This is a genomic window from Aestuariibaculum marinum (genome assembly GCF_014596975.1).
In the GTDB taxonomy this organism is placed as follows: Bacteria; Bacteroidota; Bacteroidia; order Flavobacteriales; family Flavobacteriaceae; genus Aestuariibaculum; species Aestuariibaculum marinum.
Genome location: NZ_JACVXD010000001.1, coordinates 73,273 through 91,322, shown reverse-complemented (window position 1 = coordinate 91,322; position 18,050 = coordinate 73,273). Strand labels below are relative to the sequence as shown.

Below are 18,050 nucleotides of genomic sequence, written 5' to 3'. Positions count from 1 at the left end.
TTAAAACCGAATTAAAATGAAAACAGTAATTAACTGTATCTGGGCATGTTTATTTTCTATAATTGTCATGGCTCAGGAACAACCAGTAAAAATAGTATTTGATGTAACTAGCGACAATACCAAAGTACATCAATCTACTGTTAGACATGTAAAAGCCATGTCTGAAGCCTATCCGAATTCACAATTTGAAGTCGTTATGTATAGCGGTGCAATGGATATGGTTATAAAAGACAAATCGGTAGTTGCTGACGATATTAGTAAGCTGGTTCAAAAAGACAACATAGATTTTGTGATTTGTCAGGGCACTATGAAACGTCATAAAACAAAAGACAGCGACCTCATTAAAGGGGTAAAACAGGTACCCGATGGGATTCTGGAAATTGTATCGAAGCAAAACCAGGGATGGGGTTATATAAAAGAAGGACAATAATCTTCTAGATACTCCATATTTTAAAAAAACTGCTTTTGAATGAGCAGTTTTTTTTACGTCTTTTTCCTTATTCTCAAAGAAATTAATTCTACAAAAATTATGGTTTCATTCGATATTCCTTCGGGAATTGTTCGAGTTTCCTTCGTAAAATAAGGGTTTTACCGAAGAATCCTCGAAGAAATATCGAACATGACTCGAAGAAAACCTATTAACAACTCTTCTAAAACACAGTAATTTCTAAATAATTAAAATAATTTTCTTACATTTAAACATGATGTTGCTTTTTTAATTCTTTGCTATAATTATGAAAATTGCTTATTCAAATAAACACCTTAACTATAAATTAATTTTTGGGGCAAGCCTGTTATTGTTTGGTCTTTTAACAATAGATTACAATGGAGAAAATAAATGGTCTGACTTTGGCTATCTTGTATTCGGCATTGTTTATATCTGTATTTATATTTATGAAAAACATATCCAGTATATAACAATTAAAGACCAAACCTTAACCGTTAATACCTTTCCTAAAAAATCTGTTCGTTTAAAAGACATTAAACAAATAAAAAGCTTTGCCGGAGACTATATTATACAAACGAACAACACTAAACTTACCATAAACACCCAAATTATTAATCCTAATTCGTTGGATGAAATGAATGCGACTCTTAAACAATTAACTATCGAATGGATTTAAAACAAAGCTTATGAAAACCTATAAAGCAAGACGAAAAGGACTTATAAATTACATTATTGTAGGTTTCATGATTTTACCTATCATTCTATTTATTCTTGAGGATAAAGACATTCTTGAAAAATTCTATAATTATATCCCTATCCTAATTCCGTTAGGCTTAATAATCTGGATATATATAGACACTTCATATAAGATTGAAAACAACCAATTAATTTATCGTTCTGGTTATTTGCGAGGAGCAATCAATATCAATGAAATTACAGAAATATTGAAAGATAAAACCATGTGGTTTGGTGTAAAACCAGCTTTATCTGGTAATGGTTTAGTTATAAAATTCAATAAATACGATGATATTTACATAGCTCCCAAAGACAATGAGGAGATGATTACAGATTTATTAAATATAAACAGTAACATTAAAATTACAGTTTAACCCAACCGGCATATTTTAATAAACTAAATCAAAAAAACTACTGTGAATTAGCCAAATAAACCAAACCTATTCGTTGTTATTTAGCAATAATTATCTATCTTTAGCTTAGAAGTTTCTTAACAAAAAGAAATTTCACCACCCTGATTTCTAATAGCGTAAATGTTTTTTCTAACCAATAACAACACACTATTATGATTTTTAATGTCCATTTCTCAAAACAATTCATTTTAATTTTCCTTGCTGCTATTTTTATTACATCCTGCAAAAATGACAAGCATAAGAATACTATCCCGCCTCAGGCTACTGAGCTAGAATCTTTAGATAACAACATTGTAGAAGTCACCACAAACGTAATGGATTTTGTTATGCCTGATACTTTACGTTCTGGATGGAACACCTTTAGATACACTAATAAATCGACTGAAACACATTTTTTTATTCTTGAAAAGCTACCTGAAGGGGTTACTCTAGAGACTTATAAAAATGAATTAGTACCTCCCTTTAAAGCTGCTTTTACATTTTTAAATAAAGGAGACTTTGAAGCAGCCATGAAAGAACTTGAAAAAACACCTAAATGGTGGTATGATGTCACCTTTGCTGGCGGTGTTGGTTTAATATCTCCAAAAAGCCAAGCAGAAACAACAATACACCTAAAACCAGGAACCTATGCTATGGAATGCTATGTTAGAATGCCTGATGGTATGCCACATGCTTTTTACGGTATGCTTAAAGAAATAACAGTTACTGAAAAAGAAAGTAAAGCTTCTATGCCTGAAGCTGATTATAATATCACTGTATCGGCCAAAACAGGAATCACTTTTAAAGATTCCCTGCAAGCCGGAAATTATCAATTTGGTGTTCATTTCAAAGATCAAAAAAAGTACGAGAGTTTTCTTGGTCATGATGTAAATCTGGTTAAAATTGAAAATGACACACTAATAACCACTCTTTGTAAATGGGTTAACAGTGCAGATATAACATCTTTAAGATCTCCTGCGCCATCCGGATTAACTTTTCTAGGTGGTGTTGAAGATTTAGAAGCAGGAGAAACTGGCTTTTTTAAAGTGTTTTTAGACCAAGGGAACTATGTGTTAATTTCCGAAATACCTAACGCTAAGGAGCGTGGTATGATTAAACCATTCAAAGTATACAATTAGTATAAACGAAAAATATAAGGTCTATTTCACTGGAATTGTATTAACCTGATCCCAATCATCGGGAGCTCCTGAAATGGTATATTCCGCTGACTTGGTTAAGAAATATTTTGCAACCAAGTCGGAGGGGTTTAAAGACAGAATACCATCGAAAGCTACAGAAGCTTTTGGAAATTCTTTAGCAAAAAAGTGAGTCATTCCTTTCTCAAACTGCATCAGAGTTTGTTGTTTTAATGTTATATTTTCACTATCATCACCATCAAAACATTCATAAATCCCCATGGTTTTATGTTTACCCTTTACTCGGACTTTTCCTAAATACCTAAAGTTAAAATCTTTTTTATTATCTATAGTTGCCAGGCTACTATCGCTAATAATAATTTTGGCGCCATAGTATTTTGTTACACCTTCCATTCTGGAGGCCGTATTCACCGTATCAGCAATAATAGCGGTATCATTTCGGTAAACATCTCCAATAATTCCCATAACCAACTCTCCGGTATGCAACCCCATCCCTACCGAAATTGGTCGAAAACCTTCTGATATTCTTCGTTGATTATACTCGATTAAAACCTTTTGCATATCGATGGTTGCTTGTAAAGCATGAGAAGCTTTTTCAGGAAACAACGCCATGATACCGTCTCCCAAATACTGATTTACAAAACCTTTATTCTTTTTTATTAGAGGTCCCATGCGCCCCACATAAGCATTTACAAATTTAAAGTTTTGTTCTGGTGTCATGCTTTCTGATAAACTGGTATAATCACGAATATCGGTAAATAAAACAGTAACGTGCTTTTCAATATGATCACCCAAAACCACATCGGTAATCGCCTCTCTACCAACGGATTTTAAAAACTCAGTTGGCACAAATCGGCTGGTCGCTTTATGAATGCCATTTAAATTAACATGGGTTTTTATTCGGCTAAGCAATTCGTTTTTAGAAAATGGTTTCGTTAAATAATCGTTAGCCCCGACATTAAAACCAGCAACCAAATCACTTACCCTGTTTTTGGCCGTAAGCAAAACAATAGGTAATTCGCTAGCTGAATAATCTTTTCTAATCATTTCGCAAACCTCATACCCAGAAAGATTTGGCATCATGATATCTAGAAGAATCAAATTAAAATTTTCAGTTTTCATTAAATTTAAAGCTTCTTGACCACTACCTGCTTCTACAACCGAGTACCCTGCAACCCTTAAATGATTTTCCAAAACCCGACGATTTATAGGTTCATCGTCTACCACTAAAATCTTAATATTTGTGTTTTCAGAATTTAGCATTTCAACCTTAACACATTCGTCGTCAGGTTTAATTTTATGGACTTCATCGTTTGTCGCTATTCTTTTAATACTAGCTACATCCTTTCTATCTGTTTCACTTAATGGTAAAGTAAACATAAACGTTGATCCCTCCCCTAATTTAGATTCCACATGAATAGTTCCGCCATGCAACTCTACCAACTGTTTTGTCACCGACAAGCCTAAACCCGTGCCTCCATAAGCACGCTCTACCGAACCATCAATCTGCTCGAATGACTTAAAAATGCTTTCAAACTTATCTGCTGGAATACCAATACCTGTATCGGAAACAGCAACCTTTATAAAATTATTTTTCAATTCGGCTTTAACCTGAACAGTGCCGCTATCTGTAAATTTTATGGCATTCCCGATTAAGTTAAAAAGTATTTGCTGAAGGCGATTTTCATCAGCCTCAACTAAATGAATGTCCTTTGGAACAGAATTAATAAGCTGAAGGGTTTTTCCTTTTATTAAACTTTCTGACACCTTCAACACCAAATTAGTAATAGCATATAAATCAACAGGATGAATAGACAATTGAAGATCATTGTTCTTTAACTTTGAAAAATCTAAAATATCGTTTACTAGATTTGATAGACGTTTACCGCTATTAACAATCATATCGAGATTCTCGATAGCTTTAAACGACAACGGACCGGCAGCACCATCTTTTAACGATTCCGATAGACCTATAATCCCATTTAAAGGTGTTCGCAATTCATGTGAGGTATTTGCTAAAAACTGATCTTTTAGCAGATCTATTTTTTCCAGCTGAGTAACGCGTTGTTTTTCAAACTCTGTTTTCTGCTGTTCCTCTTCTATTTGTCTACGCCGTTCAATAAGCTCTAGACGGACACGCTGTTTGAACTTGTAACGTCTTATCAACAAAAACGTCAATAGCGCGCCGAGCAAAATAATTGCAATAAATATATTTCGGAAAACGGTTTGACGCTTCAGTTTTAAATTTTGAATCTCTGCATCCTGCTCTAAAGCCAGAATAGCGGCTTCCTTTTTTTCTGTATTAAATCGTTCCTGAAGTTCTTCGATTTGCTTAGACTTAGTTTCGTTAAACAAACTATCTTTTACTGCTATTAGTTTTTTATTAAAGTCTAATGCCTTTTGATAGTCTTGAGTTTCTCCATATAACTGTGATAAACCTGAATAAACATTCACTAATTCGGTTGTAGCTCCAACTTCTTCAGCCAGATCCAAGGCTTTTAAAAAGTATTCTTCTGCTTTTTTGTTTTGACTAAGTTTTAAATAGTCCTGCCCTATTTGTACATAAATTGCGGATAGTTCTCTTTTTTGATTTAATCCCTGCCGAATTTCCAGTGTTTTTAAATGTACATCTAAAGCCTTTCGATAATCTCCCTGAAGCTTATACACCTCCCCTATAGCTTCATAATCATAAGCCATTCCCCAAAGGCTCCCGGTATCTTCATCTAATAGTAATGCTTTGTTAAGGTACGCTAAAGCTTTCGAATAATCCTTTTGAAGCTGGTACGTCGTACCGATGTTATACAAACAGTTAGCCATATCAGCCTTTGCTCGTAAACGTGTGAAAATAGATAAGGCCTGGTTATAATTCTCTAAGGCTTCTTCAATACGATTTGAACGTTTTAAAATCTCTCCAAGGCTATTTAAAATGTTTGCAGCACTGTATTCGTCACCTGCATTTTGGTATATCTTATGAATTCTATGATAGATTTTGAGACTTTTATCGTACTGACCTCTGTAGTCGTAAATTAGGGCCTGCTGATATTGCGTGTTTGCTATTTGAATACTATCATTATTTTTTTTAGCAAACTCTAAATAAACATTGAAATGATTTAAAGCGACATCATAATTACCCTTCTGACGTTCTAAAACACCATATTGATACCTTGCTAAATATTGCCCCCACTCAATGTGAGATTGGCTACTTAACTTTGAGAAACTGTCAATATATTTTTTTGCTAAAGGAATATTTGATCGATTATTTAAATATTCCCACGAAATGTCTTTTAATATTTTTACCCGTAAAGAATCGTTGGTTACAAGTTGTAAAGCTTGTTGTAAGCTATCTAGTTTTGTCGATTGACCAAAAGAAACAGCAAAGTAAAGAAATAATACAATTCTAAAAAACTTGCATATCATTGAAATTTAAGGTTTGGCTGATCACCCTATAAAGTTAATAGTTAATCACTTACAATAAAAATATTATCAATAAGAAATAACCTTAACACATTAATAACTTAAACAACATCAATTTTGAGTGCCAACCAAACCCTGTAAATTTCAACTTAAAAACCTTAATCTTTAACTCCTAATTTTTCTAAAATGGTATCCATTAAACACCATTTAGTTAAAGACGATTGTAATAAATTAGCGCCTACAAAAGCTGTAAACCATAACCAGTTTTGGTTTACATAAATGGCTAATATTAAACTTACCAGAATAAAAGTTCCGGCAATACCACGTACTATTCTATTTTTCATTTTTATTAATTTTTAATTTTATATAAATCGTTCTATAGGAAGTACAATCGCCTTTACTGGATTGTTGGTTTCCAAATGTGTGTTAAATTCTTTAATCAGTTTAAATAAATCATCAATGCGATCTTCCTCTGTAAAAGAGAAAAACATATTAGACTCGTTCCCTCTAGATTCTCCAGCAAACCAGTTTGAAGCTACTATTAAAGGATTTGATGTTTTATAGCCATCAATATCTGACTCACTAAAATTTTCTATTTGTGCTTTTCTGAACAGTTTTATAATCTCGTTATGATACTCTTCAACCGCTGTTACTATTACTAATTTCATGATCCTAAATTTTAAATTAACTATCCTTTAATAGATTATTTATGGTTTTTACGTTCAATCATGTAATACACCAATGGCACTACCAGTAAAGTTAACACAGTAGATACGATGGTGCCTCCCATTAACGAAATAGCTAAACCTTGGAAAATAGGATCGAATAGAATAACGAAGGCCCCGATAACCACCGTTCCAGCAGTTAGTAAAATAGGTGTTGTTCTTACCGCTCCTGCCTCGATTGCTGCTTGTTTTAATGGTACACCTTCTTCTAATCGTAGATTTATAAAATCAATTAATAATACCGAATTACGCACCATAATACCTGCTAAAGCAATCATTCCAATAAATGATGTTGCTGTAAAAAAGGCGCCCATCATCCAGTGTCCTAAAATGATACCGATTAACGATAACGGAATAGCCACCATCATAACCACTGGTGCTTTAAAGTTCTGGAACCACCCTACAATTAAGATGTAAATCAAGATAATGGCTCCTAAAAAGGCAATTCCTAAATCACGAAATACTTCCAGAGTAATCTGCCACTCGCCATCCCATTTTACGGTATAATCATCTTCGTAATCTGGTTGTCCTAAATACATTTCATTCATCTCATAACCTTGAGGTAAATCAATCGCTTTAAGTTTTTCTTCCATACCTAAAATCGCATACGCCGGACTTTCCAGTTCACCAGCCATATCGGCCATCACATATACTACGCGCTTCTGATTTTTTCTGTAAATACTCTTCGCGCTTGTGGTTTCAACAACATCAACTAAATCGGCGATGGGCACTAAATTGCCTTGTTGCGATTTCACTTTTAGCTGCGAAATATCCTGAATCGTAGATTTTTCCTTTTCATCTAAACTCAACACCACACCAACCTGATTCACTGCATCTTCGTCGTATAATGTTGTTATCGGACGATTAGCCAACGCTAGATTCATCGTGTACGCAATTTGTTTTGGCGCCACACCATAAAGCATCGCTTTTTCTTTATCAATCGTAAACTGATATTCGGTTTGATCGGCTTCTACCATCCAGTCGATATCCACTACATCTTCGGTATTATGTAATATACTTTGAATGCTGTCGGCAATCTGCATTTGCTTGTCGTAATCTGGCCCGTAAACCTCAGCTACAATCGTTGATAATACAGGTGGTCCTGGCGGAACTTCAACAATCTTCACATTGGCATTGTATTTTGAAGCAATCTTTTGAATATCCGGACGTAACAACTTAGCGATATCATGACTCTGTGCCGAACGTGCTTCCTTATCTAAAAGATTCACCTGGATATCAGCCATATTACTTCCGCCACGTAAATCGTAGTGACGTACCAACCCATTAAACGTTATTGGAGCCGATGTTCCAATATAATTCTGATAATTCACCACCTCAGGGCGAGTCGATAAATACTGAGAAATCTCCTGAGCCACTAACGCTGTGCGTTCTAAAGTGGTGCCTTCGGGCATATCGATTACCACCTGAAATTCGTTCTTATTATCAAATGGTAACATTTTTACCGCCACCGATTTGGTAAAGAACATCATCATGGTTCCTATAAGTAAAACAAATGTACCGCCTAAAAATATCCAGCGTTTTGCTTTATTTTCCATTAATGGACGCTCGAACTTGTTATAGAACTTATAAATTACTGTTTCTTCTAAAGTCTTTTTGGGTTTCTCTTCTACACCTTTTTTATCCTTTTCTCTTAAGAAAATATATCCTAAATATGGTGTTATGGTTAAGGCTACGAATAACGATAAAATCATCGCGATAGACGCTCCAATTGGCATTGGCGCCATATATGGTCCCATTAATCCAGATACAAACGCCATTGGTAATACCGAAGCAATAACAGTGAACGTCGCTAAAATAGTCGGGTTCCCTACCTCGTTAATGGCGTATAAAGCCGCTTGTTTAAATGGCAGACGCTTCATCTTAAAGTGCCTGTGCATATTTTCGGCGATAATAATGGAATCGTCGACCACAATACCAGTAACAAACACTAACGCAAATAAGGTAATTCTGTTAAGTGTATAATCTAACATATAGTAGCTTAACAAGGTTAAAGCGAAGGTAATTGGCACCGATAAAAACACCACTAATCCACCGCGCCAACCCATGGCTAACATTACCACAAAGGTTACGGCAATAATAGAGCCGATAAGGTGTAATAATAATTCCGATACTTTATGCGATGCCGTTTCACCATAGTTTCTGGTAATTTCTACATGAACATCGTCCGGAATTAAATTTTGTCTTAAATGCTCAACTTTATCAATAATTACATCGGCAATTTTCATGGCGTCGGCACCTTTACGTTTCGCTACCGAAATAGTAACAGCCGGATACTCCGAATTAAAATCTGATGCCTTTTCACTACCCTGACCAAAACCTAAACTCACATAATTTTGCGGCACTTCTGGTCCATCAATAATAGACGCCACTTGTTTTAAGTAAATCGGCTGATTTTGTTGCACACCAACCACTAAATTCTCTACATCGTTAACGCTCTCTAAAAACTTACCGGTGTTGACTACAAACTCGGTATCATTCTTATCGAAGGTTCCTGAATTTAACTGTGCGTTATTCGCCTTAATCATTTCAGAAACCGATAAGAAATCCAGACCACTGGCGGCTAACTTATCCTTATCTAAAACCACGCGCAACTGGCGGCTTCTTCCGCCTATTTTATGGGTTATGGCCACATCATTCACCTTTTTAATTTCGGCTTCCAACTCCTGAGCCATTAACCCTAACTGATAATCGTCGTAATGCTCACTCCACAGCGTCAACCCTAACATCGGCACATCGTCAATGGCCCGCGTTTTCACCAACGGAAACGTCACCCCTTCCGGCATTTGGTCCATGTGCTTATTAATTTCATTGTACAATTTCACAAACGAGCGCTCAATATCTTCACCCACGTAAAACTGAACAATCACCATGGCTTGTTCTTTCATCGACGTAGAATACACGTACTCTACCCCTTTAATATTCGAAATTAATTGCTCTAACGGCTTTACCACGCGCGACTCGACCTCTGTTGGGCTCGCTCCCGGGTACCCCACAAAAATATCGGCCATAGGCACATCAATTTGCGGTTCTTCCTCACGCGGAATTAAAAACGAACTATACACTCCAATAACCATAAAAACGATCATTAAAAGCACAGTAAGCTTCGAGCCTATAAAAAGCTTGGCTATTTTTCCTGCTAAACCTTCTTTCATTGTTTTAATTTTTTGGGCGTTTTAACGGGCTGTACGCTGTATCTTTTATTTTTTGTCATTGCGAAGTAATCGTCTTTTTTACTGTGGCAATCTCTTTATTATTTTAAGATTACTTCGTCGCAATCGCTCCTCGTAATGACACCTATTTTCTAAGTTAAAATAAAAGGATGCCGCTGCCATCCCTAACGCAGATTTATAGTTATTGAATTGAAATTTTTGCTCCGTTATAAAGTTTACCTTCAGCCGAAGCGATATACGATTCATCTGCCGATAAACCCGATAATACTTCCACCTGGTCGCCAAACGTTCTTCCTAAACGCAACCAACGTAAAATAGCTGTATTACTTTGGCTTACAGTATACACGCCTGACAACTGCCCATTTGTAATCACCGCTTCTGTTGGTATTAAAACCATAGCAGTTTTAGCTTTGCGTTCCACCGGAAACTGTACGGTTGTAAACATACCTGATAAGATATTCGCATCGGTTTTCTCTAAAACCACTTTTACTAAATACTGTCCGCCAGTCTGACTCGCCGAGGTACTTACTTCGGTCACTTTACCTTTTAAACTCTGGTTGATAGATTTCACTAAAACCGTTGCATCAGTTCCTTTCTTAATTGAAGAAATTTCAGTTTCCGGAACCATAGCCATCACTTCGTAATTCCCTGGAGCTTCAACGGTAATAAGCGGCTGACCCGGATTGGCCATATCGCCTTTTTCTGCCATTTTACTGGTTACAACACCACTAAAAGGTGCTGTAATATTTGTATAGGCAAACTGCGCATTCACTTCGTTTTCCATTTGCTTAGCCGACTCTAAACGTGCCTTTGCTATTTCGTATCGCGCCGTCATATCATCTAACTCCTTTTGAGAGGCACTGTTGTTATCGTATAAACGTTTAAAACGTTTATAGTCTTTTTCAGCGTTATTAAAGGCAGCAGTTGCTTCTGTAATACCAGCATTAACCTGCGCTTTTTTAGCTTGTAAATCAACATTATTAATAGCTACTAATAACTGTCCTTTTTTAACCTCATCACCTACATTAACCAGCACATTATTAATGTACCCCATCGTTCTGGTGCTTAACGTAGCACTGTTTTCTGCTTTAATTTTTCCACTCACGGCTAAAAAAGGCGAGTTTCCATTTGCTGAAACTTGATTTACGGTAACCGCTATCGCAGCCCTGGTATCTGCAATGGCCTTCTTGTCATCACTTCCACAACTAGCGAATAAAACGGCTAGTGATAATATTGTTAATGTGTATATTTTTTTCATGTCTTGCTCTTATTCTTTAGTTAAAAATTCTAGATATGCCTGCGCATAGTTATATTCAAAAATGGTTTGATAATATTCTAATTGTTTTTGTGAAAACTGGGTTTCAGCCATTAGTAAGTCTGAAGTTTTCTCTAAGCCTTCTTTAAACCTGTTGGTTCTTATTCTTAAAGATTCTTCAGATTGTTCTAAGGCCAGTTTTGTTAAATTCAGTTTATTTTCTGCATCTTGTAACATACGTTTGGCTTTGTTAAGCTCCAGTTTACTCTGCGATACATACTGATTGTATTCTAACTTCGATTTTTCGTATTCGGCTTTACTTTTCTGTGCTTTACCAAAGCGTTTCGACCCCTGAAAAATATCCCAGCTTAATTGTGCACCAACAACATAACCACTGGCATCGGCTCTGAAAATTTTATCGTCATACAATTCATAACTTCCAAAAGCATTTAATCGCGGTAGGAAAGTCATTTTATCCGCTTTACTCATATTTTTATAAGCTTCACTTGCTAACTCCATGGCTTTAATATCACTACGGTTTTCTGAAATTCCTGAATTTTGAAAATCTAAAGCTTCGACTACCAAATCTTCACTTGGTTTGTAAACCACATAGGATTCGTCGTTCATTAAAAACGATAAGTAATTTGATGCATTCTGCACATTACTTTTTGCGTTTTGCAACTGTGCCAGAACTTCGCTTACACGTACTTCAACGTTTAGCACATCGGCACGTTGTAAATACCCTTGCTTAAAACTATTTTCTGCTAAGGTTTTATTGGCATTTGCGGCTTCAAGAGCTTTTTCTAAAACATCAACCGCTTTGTAGGCCAACTGTAATTGCATATACGCTTTATCGACCTCTAATGCAAGATAATCTGAAGTACGCTGTGTTTGTAACGACATCGCCTCCATTTTTGTTTTAGCGGCTTTACGCTGATAAATACCATCGGCATTCATTAAAGGTTGCTGCACCTCAATTTTAGTTGCGAAGTTTTGAGTTTTTGACGGATCATTTAACAAGGCCGGATCGAAATCTGAAGCCGTTAAAATCTCCTGGTTTAATTTAGAACCAAAAGCCATAAGCGGATTTGTTGTAGAAATTCCGGTATGGCTTGCAGTTATATTTGGTAAGAATACAGCATTGGTCTGCCTGAAATCGGCTTTTACTGAATTATATTCTTCCTCCGATATTTTTATCGATGTGTTTTCTTCCTGAACTCTGTTCAATACCTCTGCCTTTGACAACAGGACGATTTCCTGTGCCTGAGACGCAAAAGCAAGACTAAGAAAACTAAATATTAATACACCTATTTTATCTTTCATAATTATTTAAATTAATAATTCAAAAGTAGGCTGATAGATATTTATTTTCAGTAACTTATGTTACTTCAATGTGTAACAAAGGTTACATTCTTCTGTTATCTGGAAGAGACATCAATCTAATTTTTAAAATGTGTTATATTTCTAATCTCGTTTTGGTAAAACTAATAAAGGTATGTTTACATTATATGCGAATGTTTCGGCTTGATGATGCACAAATAAACTTTCAAAAAACGAATGTTTCTTATTAATCATAGCTATTAATTTCACATCGTTATTTGTTATGTAGCCTTGAATGGAATTAAAAATATCCTGAACATTGGTTTCAATCATTTTATACGACACCTCTTCGAAATGTTCATTAAAAAAGTCAATATCCTGAAAGAGTTCTTTTGGGTCTTCATTTTCTAAGACTACATGAAGCACACTAAGCTTGCTTTTATTTTTTACTATAATTTCATCCAGCAATCTCAATTCTGTCATATTATATAAGGATTGAAAACTCGTTGTGAAAGCAACATCCTGCAACCCTGAAAATTCACATTCATCAGGAATCACCAATACCGGCACGTCGCTATGCTGTAATACTTTAACGGTGTTACTTCCAAAAATCTTCTTGCTTAATCCTGATGCGCCCTTGGTTCCCATTATAATCAAGTCTACATGATGCTTTAAAACAGCCTGATTAATGGCATCGGTAAAATTATCGTAATCTACCAGCGAAATAAATTCGTGCTTTTCATTAGGATAGTCTTTAACCAATCTGGCAATTAATTTATCTATAGACACTTTTGCCGCTTCAACAACCGTATCGTAAAGCACTCCGGTTGGGTTCGACATCATCAAATCATCTGTTATATAGGAACCAACACGCTGTATATTTATAACATAAAAGTTACAGGTTTGATTCTTGAACATCTTCATTGCATAATGAATTGCGTTTAATGAATTATCTGAAAAGTCTGTAGGTAATAAAATCGTTTTCATAATTAAAGTTTTTTCTTGTCACTCGTATTTCATCACTGAATATTAAACAATTAAAATTCAGATGTATAAATTTACAAATACTTGTTCTTATAAATCATGACAATTATCAGTGTTCCTACATTAACACTTACAAACTAATAAAAATTAGTATAATCAATTAAAGCATTGTATTTTCGGCACAATAAATGATAACCTAGACGTTATAAATTATAATCTAAAATAATTATGAAGCGCATCCCATTTCTTTTCATGCTATTATTAGCATTCTTGACTACTAATGCCCAAAACACAGCCATTGGTTACAAGGAAAAACTTACCTATACAGCCTCTTACAATATGTCTGGAGTATTAAACGATATCGCCCAGGTTACCATGGAAACCAGCCCGGTAAAAACCTCTAAAGCAACTTTACTCCGATTAAAATGTACAGCGGTAACCTATAGCAAATGGGATAATTTTTTTAAGATTAGAGATTTATACGAAAGCTATGTAAATCCTAAAACCCTTACGCCTTACCTATACTCTCGCGATATTAACGAAGGTGGTTATTACAAATACATGAAATACACCTTTAGCCACAGCAAAGGAACCGTTAAATCGTTAATGAAAAAGAAAAACAATTACGAGGAAAACAAAACCGTAAAAATTAATGCAGGCACAAAGGATATTGTTTCTACCATATACAACTTAAGGTTGATAGATTTTAGTGCCATGAAAGTGGGATCTAAAAAAAGTTTTACCATTATATTTGACCGAGAAGAAACCAAAGGTCAGGTGACTTACTTAGGTAAAGAAACCATTAACACTGCTATCGGTAAGAAAGAATGTTACAAATTAGCCGTTGGTTCCAGTGACAATGTTTTACAAGGAACCAATAGTAACCTAATTTGGCTGACAGCCGATGCTAATAAGGTTTTGGTTTACGGTAAATTTAAAATTCCTGTTGGTAACGGTGAGCTAAAAATTAAATCGGCTACCGGATTAAAAAATTAATTAATAATGAGAAAGACTTTAACCATATTAGCTGTAATAGCTTCTGTTTTTGCTATAATATTTTCGGTATTGCCAATATCTAATCTTGCTATTTTTCCGGCAATCGCAGCTCTGCTCTTTTCAGGTGGTGCGTATTATTTGGGAAAGAAAACAGGTAAGGTAAAAAAATTAGTTCAGTTTTCTTTTTTATTAACCATTATGGCTTTAGCCGTTACAACATATAAAGCTGCTTTTACCGTTACCGAAGTAGAAAACACCGAAGCTCTTGAAGCAAAGGAAGAAGAATTTGAAGAAGCTGCCATTGAAGAATTAGAAGGTTTGGAAATTGATATCGACGAATCGGAATTAGGTGGTTTAGAAATCGATGATTCTGAAATTGAAGCTTTAGAAATAGACGATTCTCAGGTAGAATCTTTAGAAATTGATGAAGCAGAATTAGAGAATATTGAAATTCAAGCTGATGAAATTATAGAATCTGAAATAGATGCTTCAGAATTAGAAAACATAGAAATTGAATAGTAAGTAATTTCTTTGTTTTTTCTATATTTGGGTTAGGAACAAAAATGAAACTCACAGGTTCAACATTTTTCTGCCCCAGAGAATGATGGTCGTAAGTTTCATGTGACATAACTTAAACACATGAAAATCTTCTGCATGCTCTCTGCACTTACCCTAGTTGGTACATGTGCAACACCTAAGTATACCACAAAAATTGAAAACATTAAAAACAGTATTCAATTGGTTGACCAACCTTGGGTTACTAAATATGCAAGTACGATTACTTCAGAAGAATTAAAAGAACAACTCTATAAGTTTGCTTCTTCAGAATTTAACGGTAGACGTGTTGGTGAGCCCGGACAAAAAAAAGCGGCTCATTTTTTAAAATCTTACTATCAAAGCGAAGGTATTGTTTCGCCGCTCGGTGATACCATCAACTATTATCAATCCATACCCAAAGACTTTTTCCTGAAAGACATAAAACCAACAGAGAATGTTCTGGCCTTTATAAAAGGGAGTGAATCTCCTGATGAAATTATTATTATCTCTGCCCACTTAGACCATTTAGGCGTTAATAACAAAAATGAGATCTATTTTGGAGCCGATGATGACGCCTCTGGAACAGTCGCTTTAATGGAAATGGCACAGGCTTTTAAACAAGCCAAGAATGAAGGTCACGGACCAAAACGCAGTATTTTATTCCTGCATTTAACTGCCGAAGAAATTGGTAAAAAAGGATCAGAATATTATACGCTACACCCTGTATTTCCACTAGAAAACACGGTAACAAATTTGAATATTGACATGATTGGCCGTGTAGACGATATTCATAAAAACAATCCTAATTATCTGTATTTAATAGGTGCAGATCGTATAAGTAAAGAATTGCATTATATTTCAGAAAAGGTAAACAACACCTATTTTCATATGGATTTAGATTACCGCTACAACGCCGAAGGTGATCGTAATCAATATTACACAAGATCTGATCATTATAATTTTGCGGATAAAGGCATTCCTGTAATCTTCTATTTTAATGGCGAACACAGCGATTATCACCAACCTACAGACACACCAGATAAGATAGAATTTGACCTTTTAGAGCAACGCACTCGATTTATTTTTGCAACTGCATGGCAAATCGCTAATCAAAGTAACCGTTTACTTACCGACGAAAACAACCATTTGTTAAATTAATTTCAAAATCGGGTTACCTATAAATTCATTTTTGTAATATTAGAGTCTAATTAAATTTAATTTCATGAAACGACTAAGTGTCTTTTTATGTACCGCATTATTAATTACATCGTGTGGTACTTCGCAAAACAATAAACAACAAGACAACGAGGGGTTACCGGTTACTTATGCCAAAACCATTACGTCCGACGAACTAAAAGAAGCCTTATACACCTACGCTTCCGATGAATTTGAAGGCAGAAAAACTGGTGAACCAGGCCAAAAGAAGGCCGTTAATTTTATAAAAGAACATTACGAAAGTTTAGGTATCGAATCCCCTATTGCTAAAGGTGATTATTTTCAAGATATTCCTGAATCCTTCTTTTCAAATAAAGCTAAAGCTTCAGAAAATGTTGTGGCCTACATTAAAGGAACTGAAAAACCAGATGAAATTATTGTAATTTCTGCACACTTAGACCACATAGGAGTTAATGGTAATGGAAAAATTAATAACGGTGCCGACGACGATGGTTCTGGAACAATTGCCATACTGGAAATCGCTGAAGCTTTTAAAACAGCTGCTAACGAAGGCCATGGGCCAAAACGCAGTATTTTGTTTTTACATGTTACCGGAGAAGAAATCGGATTGTTTGGTTCAAAATACTATACTGATGTAGATCCAATTTTCCCATTAGAAAATACAGTAGCCGATTTAAATATTGATATGATTGGTCGTGTTGATAAAAAGCATGAAGATAACAGAAACTATGTTTACCTTATTGGTTCAGATAAATTAAGTACAGAATTACATAACCTTTCCGAGGAGGTTAATAAAAAGTACATTAACATGGACTTTGACTACAAATATAACGACGATAACGATCCGAACCGCTTTTATTACCGTAGCGACCATTACAACTTTGCAAAAAATAACATTCCTGTAATTTTCTATTTTAACGGTACTCATGAAGATTATCACAGACCATCAGATACACCAGATAAAATTCAATACGATTTATTAGAAACACGTGCACGCTTGGTATTCCACACAGCATGGGAACTTGCTAACCGTGACGAAAGAATAAAGTTAGACTAGAAGTTCTTAATAAAATCGCTTTTAAAAGCTAACTTTTTTACAAAATACATAGAGATATAAAGGCTTCTTTTAAATGAAAGAAGCCTTTTTCTATTTATACCGCAAATTAACACCTTGAAAACACCTCTAAACTTTCATACAACGACTGAATTAATTAGTTTTACGCCATGGAATACATTAATTTAAAAGACAAGTTACCTGAAGACGAAGGTAAATACCAAGTAAATATTAAAACTGCGCATGGCCATCGTGAAAGCAATGCCATTTGGACACCTCACGTTGGTTTTGTGTTAATAGACGACAGTTTAATAAATGATGAATTTATTGAAGGATGGCTATCATCTAATTAGTCTCGTACAAACATAATCCATTTATTTCTAGTGATACTTAAAAAAAATCAACGCTTAATTTATTAAGGGACAACACCTTTAGAAAGGTCTCTAATGATTAAAAGACTAAATCGATAAAAATATTTGATATAATAACAAAAGGTTACTATATTTGCACCCGCATTCAGGGAATACCTGATGAGGCACTCAAGGAGAAATGGCAGAGTGGTCGAATGCGGCGGTCTTGAAAACCGTTGAGGGTCACACCTCCGGGGGTTCGAATCCCTCTTTCTCCGCAACAAAAGCTCGTAACAGTAATGTTTACGGGCTTTTT

General features: G+C 35.1%; 16 protein-coding genes and 1 tRNA gene. 10 read left to right on the top strand and 7 right to left on the bottom strand.

Annotation, left to right across the window (positions count from 1 at the left end):
* Positions 1–16 precede the first annotated feature (16 nt).
* The 4 genes from ICJ85_RS00405 to ICJ85_RS00390 all read left to right on the top strand — a co-directional run bounded on the left by ICJ85_RS00405 (position 17) and on the right by ICJ85_RS00390 (position 2,714).
* Entirely contained in the window at positions 17–430 is a 414-nt protein-coding gene (locus tag ICJ85_RS00405; RefSeq protein ID WP_188221793.1) for a DsrE family protein, read from the top strand.
* A gap of 304 nt (positions 431–734) precedes the next feature.
* Positions 735–1,124, top strand: a complete 390-nt coding sequence (locus ICJ85_RS00400) for a hypothetical protein (protein ID WP_188221792.1) — start codon at positions 735–737, stop codon at positions 1,122–1,124.
* A 10-nt stretch (positions 1,125–1,134) separates the two neighbouring features.
* Positions 1,135–1,557: a PH domain-containing protein gene (locus ICJ85_RS00395; RefSeq protein ID WP_188221791.1), complete on the top strand. Its 423-nt coding sequence runs from the start codon at positions 1,135–1,137 to the stop codon at positions 1,555–1,557.
* A gap of 191 nt (positions 1,558–1,748) precedes the next feature.
* Positions 1,749–2,714, top strand: a complete 966-nt coding sequence (locus ICJ85_RS00390) for a hypothetical protein (RefSeq protein WP_188221790.1) — start codon at positions 1,749–1,751, stop codon at positions 2,712–2,714.
* 21 nt (positions 2,715–2,735) lie between these two features.
* Here ICJ85_RS00390 and ICJ85_RS00385 read toward each other — a convergent pair whose 3' ends face one another.
* The 7 genes from ICJ85_RS00385 to ICJ85_RS00355 form a co-directional block, all read right to left on the bottom strand.
* Entirely contained in the window at positions 2,736–6,149 is a 3,414-nt protein-coding gene (locus ICJ85_RS00385) for a tetratricopeptide repeat protein (RefSeq protein WP_188221789.1), read from the bottom strand.
* Between the two features lie 155 nt (positions 6,150–6,304).
* Positions 6,305–6,490, bottom strand: a complete 186-nt coding sequence (locus ICJ85_RS00380) for a YgaP family membrane protein (RefSeq protein ID WP_188221788.1) — start codon at positions 6,488–6,490, stop codon at positions 6,305–6,307.
* A gap of 18 nt (positions 6,491–6,508) precedes the next feature.
* Complete coding sequence (locus ICJ85_RS00375) at positions 6,509–6,814, bottom strand: hypothetical protein (RefSeq protein ID WP_188221787.1); 306 nt, start codon at positions 6,812–6,814, stop codon at positions 6,509–6,511.
* 35 nt (positions 6,815–6,849) lie between these two features.
* Complete coding sequence (locus ICJ85_RS00370) at positions 6,850–10,044, bottom strand: efflux RND transporter permease subunit (RefSeq protein WP_188221786.1); 3,195 nt, start codon at positions 10,042–10,044, stop codon at positions 6,850–6,852.
* Positions 10,045–10,243: 199 nt separating this feature from the next.
* Positions 10,244–11,320 (bottom strand): efflux RND transporter periplasmic adaptor subunit, encoded by a 1,077-nt coding sequence (locus ICJ85_RS00365; RefSeq protein ID WP_188221785.1) that lies wholly within the window; start codon positions 11,318–11,320, stop codon positions 10,244–10,246.
* Positions 11,321–11,329: 9 nt separating this feature from the next.
* Entirely contained in the window at positions 11,330–12,640 is a 1,311-nt protein-coding gene (locus ICJ85_RS00360) for a TolC family protein (RefSeq protein ID WP_188221784.1), read from the bottom strand.
* Positions 12,641–12,781: 141 nt separating this feature from the next.
* Positions 12,782–13,624: a universal stress protein gene (locus ICJ85_RS00355; protein ID WP_188221783.1), complete on the bottom strand. Its 843-nt coding sequence runs from the start codon at positions 13,622–13,624 to the stop codon at positions 12,782–12,784.
* 225 nt (positions 13,625–13,849) lie between these two features.
* Between ICJ85_RS00355 and ICJ85_RS00350 the strand changes: the two genes are divergently transcribed.
* From ICJ85_RS00350 to ICJ85_RS00325, 6 genes are all read left to right on the top strand, one after another.
* Positions 13,850–14,617, top strand: coding sequence for a DUF3108 domain-containing protein (locus ICJ85_RS00350; RefSeq protein WP_188221782.1), 768 nt, complete (start codon positions 13,850–13,852; stop codon positions 14,615–14,617).
* Between the two features lie 6 nt (positions 14,618–14,623).
* Positions 14,624–15,136 carry an FUSC family protein gene (locus ICJ85_RS00345; RefSeq protein ID WP_188221781.1) on the top strand — a complete coding sequence of 171 codons (513 nt, stop codon included), beginning with the start codon at positions 14,624–14,626 and terminating at the stop codon, positions 15,134–15,136.
* Positions 15,137–15,256: 120 nt separating this feature from the next.
* Complete coding sequence (locus tag ICJ85_RS00340; protein WP_188221780.1) at positions 15,257–16,312, top strand: M28 family peptidase; 1,056 nt, start codon at positions 15,257–15,259, stop codon at positions 16,310–16,312.
* Positions 16,313–16,376: 64 nt separating this feature from the next.
* Complete coding sequence (locus ICJ85_RS00335; RefSeq protein WP_188221779.1) at positions 16,377–17,387, top strand: M28 family metallopeptidase; 1,011 nt, start codon at positions 16,377–16,379, stop codon at positions 17,385–17,387.
* Between the two features lie 167 nt (positions 17,388–17,554).
* Positions 17,555–17,737: a hypothetical protein gene (locus ICJ85_RS00330; RefSeq protein WP_188221778.1), complete on the top strand. Its 183-nt coding sequence runs from the start codon at positions 17,555–17,557 to the stop codon at positions 17,735–17,737.
* 190 nt (positions 17,738–17,927) lie between these two features.
* A tRNA-Ser gene (locus tag ICJ85_RS00325) sits at positions 17,928–18,012 on the top strand.
* The last annotated feature ends 38 nt before the right edge of the window (positions 18,013–18,050 follow it).